This window comes from Antricoccus suffuscus, assembly GCF_003003235.1.
Taxonomy (GTDB): Bacteria; Actinomycetota; Actinomycetes; order Mycobacteriales; family Antricoccaceae; genus Antricoccus; species Antricoccus suffuscus.
In genome coordinates this window covers 1-5,545 of sequence record NZ_PVUE01000038.1, presented here as the reverse complement: position 1 = coordinate 5,545, position 5,545 = coordinate 1, and the positions used below count along the sequence as shown (strand labels likewise).

At 55.6% G+C, this 5,545-nt stretch carries 1 protein-coding gene and 3 rRNA genes; 3 read left to right on the top strand and 1 reads right to left on the bottom strand.

The window, feature by feature from the left end:
• Positions 1-302: hypothetical protein (locus tag CLV47_RS22560; RefSeq protein WP_238145592.1), on the bottom strand; the 302-nt coding region annotated here is incomplete at its 3' end.
• On the opposite strand from CLV47_RS22560, the gene CLV47_RS21725 reads away from it, so the two are divergent.
• The 3 genes from CLV47_RS21725 to rrf all read left to right on the top strand — a co-directional run bounded on the left by CLV47_RS21725 (position 302) and on the right by rrf (position 5,535).
• Positions 302-1,826, top strand: a 16S ribosomal RNA gene (locus CLV47_RS21725). The two genes, CLV47_RS22560 and CLV47_RS21725, sit on opposite strands and share 1 nt — an antisense overlap.
• Positions 1,827-2,151: 325 nt before the next feature.
• Positions 2,152-5,275 (top strand): 23S ribosomal RNA (locus tag CLV47_RS21720).
• A gap of 143 nt (positions 5,276-5,418) precedes the next feature.
• Positions 5,419-5,535: ribosomal RNA gene (rrf, locus tag CLV47_RS21715) — 5S ribosomal RNA — on the top strand.
• The 16S, 23S and 5S rRNA genes sit together here, the layout of an rRNA operon.
• Positions 5,536-5,545: the final 10 nt, after the last annotated feature.

Sequence of the window (5,545 nt, the reverse complement as noted above, 5' to 3'; positions counted from 1 at the left end):
GTGCGTCCGAACCTTGAGAACTCAACAGCGTACTTGAAAGTCAGTGCCAAATTATTTAACCCCTGGTGCTGGACCTGTTTTCTTGTTGTGCCTCCTGTGTGGGGTGTGGTGAGTGGTCTAGTTGATGGGATTCCTTTGGTATATATGCGATACGCCAGTATCGCGTACATGCCAGTATCAATATGGCCCGACACGCCTACTGCCGCGTAAACATTTTGTGTTTGGGTGGCGGGTGGTTGGTGGGGTTTCTTCATGTATGTCACTGAACCCGGCCCCTGTGGGGTTGGTTTGGTAATAATCATTCACGGAGAGTTTGATCCTGGCTCAGGACGAACGCTGGCGGCGTGCTTAACACATGCAAGTCGAACGATGACCCGGAGCTTGCTCTGGTGATTAGTGGCGAACGGGTGAGTAACACGTGGGCAACCTGCCCCTAGCTCTGGGATAACTGCGGGAAACTGTAGCTAATACCGGATGTGACACGAGACTGCATGGTCTTTGTGTGGAAAGATTTTTCGGCTAGGGATGGGCCCGCGGTCTATCAGCTTGTTGGTGGGGTAATGGCTCACCAAGGCGACGACGGATAACCGGCCTGAGAGGGCGACCGGTCACACTGGGACTGAGACACGGCCCAGACTCCTACGGGAGGCAGCAGTGGGGAATATTGCACAATGGGCGCAAGCCTGATGCAGCGACGCCGCGTGAGGGATGACGGCCTTCGGGTTGTAAACCTCTTTCAGTTCCGACGAAGCGAAAGTGACGGTAGGAGCAGAAGAAGCGCCGGCCAACTACGTGCCAGCAGCCGCGGTAATACGTAGGGCGCAAGCGTTGTCCGGAATTATTGGGCGTAAAGAGCTCGTAGGCGGTTTGTTACGTCGGCTGTGAAATCCCGAGGCTTAACCTCGGGCTTGCAGTCGATACGGGCAGACTAGAGTGGAGCAGGGGAGACTGGAATTCCTGGTGTAGCGGTGAAATGCGCAGATATCAGGAGGAACACCGATGGCGAAGGCAGGTCTCTGGGCTTTAACTGACGCTGAGGAGCGAAAGCGTGGGTAGCGAACAGGATTAGATACCCTGGTAGTCCACGCCGTAAACGGTGGGCGCTAGGTGTGGGGACCATTCCACGGTTTCCGTGCCGCAGCTAACGCATTAAGCGCCCCGCCTGGGGAGTACGGCCGCAAGGCTAAAACTCAAAGGAATTGACGGGGGCCCGCACAAGCGGCGGAGTATGTTGCTTAATTCGATGCAACGCGAAGAACCTTACCAAGGCTTGACATATACCGAAAACTCGTAGAGATACGGGGTCCGTAAGGGCGGTATACAGGTGGTGCATGGTTGTCGTCAGCTCGTGTCGTGAGATGTTGGGTTAAGTCCCGCAACGAGCGCAACCCTCGTTCTATGTTGCCAGCACGTTATGGTGGGGACTCATAGGAGACCGCCGGGGTCAACTCGGAGGAAGGTGGGGATGACGTCAAATCATCATGCCCCTTATGTCTTGGGCTGCAAACATACTACAATGGCCGGTACAAAGGGCTGCGATACCGCAAGGTGGAGCGAATCCCAAAAAGCCGGTCTCAGTTCGGATTGGGGTCTGCAACTCGACCCCATGAAGTCGGAGTCGCTAGTAATCGCAGATCAGCAACGCTGCGGTGAATACGTTCCCGGGCCTTGTACACACCGCCCGTCAAGTCACGAAAGTCGGTAACACCCGAAGCCGGTGGCCTAACCCCCTTGTGGGGAGGGAGCTGTCGAAGGTGGGACTGGCGATTGGGACTAAGTCGTAACAAGGTAGCCGTACCGGAAGGTGCGGCTGGATCACCTCCTTTCTAAGGAGCAACTGGCTCATTCACACGATGTGTGGGTGGGTCTAGAGCCATGTCGAGATGTTCATGCTCGAGTGGTGCTCATGGGTGGAACACTGACTAGTTCAAGTCTTCGCGCGTGATTGTCTAGTACGGCCTGTTTGTTGGGTGTGGAACGTGATCGTGGGTGGGGGTTTGTAGAGTACGCTGTTGGGTCCTGAGGGATCGGGCTGTTTGCACAGTCTGGTGACCTCTGCGCGGACCATTTCTTGCATCGAGCCGGTTGGTGGATGTGGGTGTGGGATCGCCCGTACGTTGAGAATTACACAGTGGACGCGAGCATCTTTGTGGCCAAGTTATTAAGGGCACACGGTGGATGCCTTGGCATCTGGAGCCGATGAAGGACGTAGGAGGCTGCGATAAGCCTCGGGGAGCTGTCAACCGAGCTGTGATCCGAGGATTTCCGAATGGGGAAACCCAGCAGGAGTCATGTCCTGTTACCCGCGCCTGAACACATAGGGCGCCCGGGAGGGAACGTGGGGAAGTGAAACATCTCAGTACCCACAGGAGGAGAAAGCAAAAGCGATTCCGTGAGTAGTGGCGAGCGAAACCGGAACAGGCTAAACCCGTTACGCGTGAGAGCCGGCAGGCGTTGCGTAGTGGGGGTCGTGGGACCGTTCAGTTGTTTCTGCCGAGACGACAGGGAGTAAGAAAACGTCATGGTTAGAGGAAAGTGTGTGGAGCGCACTGGCATAGAGGGTGAGACCCCCGTACTTGAAAACCTGGTGTCTTCCGAATGGGATCCCAAGTAGCAGCGAGCCCGTGAAATTCGCTGTGAATCTGCCGGGACCACCCGGTAAGCCTAAATACTCCCAGATGACCGATAGCGGACAAGTACCGTGAGGGAATGGTGAAAAGTACCCCGGGAGGGGAGTGAAATAGTACCTGAAACCGTGTGCCTACAAGCCGTTGGAGCGTCGCTGCACCCCTTTTGGGGTGTGGTCGTGACAGCGTGCCTTTTGAAGAATGAGCCTGCGAGTTAGTGGTGTGTGGCGAGGTTAACCCGTGAGGGGCAGCCGTAGCGAAAGCGAGTCCGAATAGGGCGTTATAGTCGCATGCTCTAGACCCGAAGCCGAGTGATCTAGCCATGGGCAGGTTGAAGCGTCGGTAAGACGACGTGGAGGACCGAACCCACTTAGGTTGAAAACTGAGGGGATGACCTGTGGTTAGGGGTGAAAGGCCAATCAAACTCGGTGATAGCTGGTTCTCCCCGAAATGCATTTAGGTGCAGCGTCACGTGTTTCTTGCCGGAGGTAGAGCTACTGGATGGCCTAGGGGGCTCAACAGCTTACCGAAGTCAACCAAACTCCGAATGCCGGTAAGTGAGAACGTGGCAGTGAGACTGCGGGGGATAAGCTTCGTAGTCGAGAGGGAAACAGCCCAGATCTTCAGCTAAGGTCCCTAAGCGTGTACTAAGTGGAAAAGGATGTGAAGTTGCATAGACAACCAGGAGGTTGGCTTAGAAGCAGCCACCCTTTAAAGAGTGCGTAATAGCTCACTGGTCAAGTGATTTTGCGCCGACAATGTAGCGGGGCTCAAGTACACCACCGAAGCTAAGGCATTCACGCATGTTCCTGTCATCCTTGTGGTGGCCAGGTGTGTGGATGGGTAGGGGAGCGTCGTGTGGCGAGAGAAGCGGCGGGGTGACCCAGTCGTGGACGCCACACGAGTGAGAATGCAGGCATGAGTAGCGAAAGCGGAGTGAGAAACTCCGCCGCCGGATGACCAAGGGTTCCTGGGCTAGGCTAATCCGCCCAGGGTAAGTCGGGACCTAAGGCGAGGCCGACAGGCGTAGTCGATGGACAACGGGTTGATATTCCCGTACCCGCGAAAGAACGCCCATGCTGAGTGAGGGGATGCTAAACGCCCGAACTACGTGATGTCCTTCGGGACGGATCTGTGGGGAGCGCGTGAACCGATCCTTTAGTAGGCAAGCGATGGGGTGACACAGGAAGGTAGTCCTACCGGTCAGTGGTAATACCGGAGTAAGGCGAAGCGTGGGTGTAGGTAAATCCGCACCGTTTACACGTGAGAACCGATGCATAGCCGAATGAGGCGAATTGGATGATCCTATGCTGTCGAGAAAAGCCTCTAGCGAGTTCTTAGCGGCCCGTACCCCAAACCAACTCAGGTGGTCAGGTAGAGAATACTAAGGCGATCGAGATAACTAAAGTTAAGGAACTCGGCAAAATGCCCCCGTAACTTCGGGAGAAGGGGGGCCATGTCGCGTGAACACCCTTGCGGTGGGAGCGTGGTGTGGCCGCAGAGACCAGCGAGAAGCGACTGTTTACTAAAAACACAGGTCCGTGCGAAGTCGTAAGACGATGTATACGGACTGACGCCTGCCCGGTGCTGGAAGGTTAAGAGGACGGGTTAGCCCTTTGGGGCGAAGCTCAGAATTTAAGCCCCAGTAAACGGCGGTGGTAACTATAACCATCCTAAGGTAGCGAAATTCCTTGTCGGGTAAGTTCCGACCTGCACGAATGGCGTAACGACTTCTTGACTGTCTCAACTTTAGACTCGGCGAAATTGCACTACGAGTAAAGATGCTCGTTACGCGCGGCAGGACGGAAAGACCCCGGGACCTTTACTATAGTTTGATATTGGTGTTCGGTTTGGATTGTGTAGGATAGGTGGGAGACGTTGATGCGGGCACGCCAGTGTTCGTGGAGTCGTTGTTGAAATACCACTCTGTTCAAATTGGATGTCTAACCTCGGTCCGTGATCCGGATCAGGGACAGTGTCAGATGGGTAGTTTAACTGGGGCGGTTGCCTCCTAAAATGTAACGGAGGCGCCCAAAGGTTCCCTCAGCCTGGTTGGTAATCAGGTGTTGAGTGTAAGTGCACAAGGGAGCTTGACTGCGAGACAGACATGTCGAGCAGGAGCGAAAGCTGGGACTAGTGACCCGGCACCGGCTAGTGGAAGCGGTGTCGCTCAACGGATAAAAGGTACCCCGGGGATAACAGGCTGATCTTCCCCAAGAGTCCATATCGACGGGATGGTTTGGCACCTCGATGTCGGCTCGTCGCATCCTGGGGGTGGAGTCGCTCCCAAGGGTTGGGCTGTTCGCCCATTAAAGCGGCACGCGAGCTGGGTTTAGAACGTCGTGAGACAGTTCGGTCCCTATCCGCCGCGCGCGTAGGAGTCTTGAGAAGGGCTGTCCCTAGTACGAGAGGACCGGGACGGACGAACCTCTGGTGTGCCAGTTGTTCCGCCAGGAGCATGGCTGGTTGGCTACGTTCGGTACGGATAACCGCTGAAAGCATCTAAGCGGGAAGCCGGCTTCAAGATGAGGGCTCCCACAGGGTTGACCTGGTAAGGATCCCAGTAGACGACTGGGTTGATAGGCCGGAGGTGGAAGTGTAGTGATACATGGAGCTGACCGGTACTAATAGTCCGAGGACTTGACCATAAAGAATGACTTCTGTTTTTTTGTGCATTGACATGCTGTTTAGTGTGGTAGTGCCCGCGTCCACTGTGTAGTTCTCGATATACGGTCGAGGACCGCCCCCTCCGGTAGTGTTGGGGGGCTGGTTCTGCGTGTGTCTGTAGAGTTACGGCGGCCATAGCGAGAGGGAAACGCCCGGTTCCATTCCGAACCCGGTAGCTAAGCCTTTCAGCGCCGATGGTACTGCATGGGTGACTGTGTGGGAGAGTAGGACGCCGCCGGACATAATTTCCC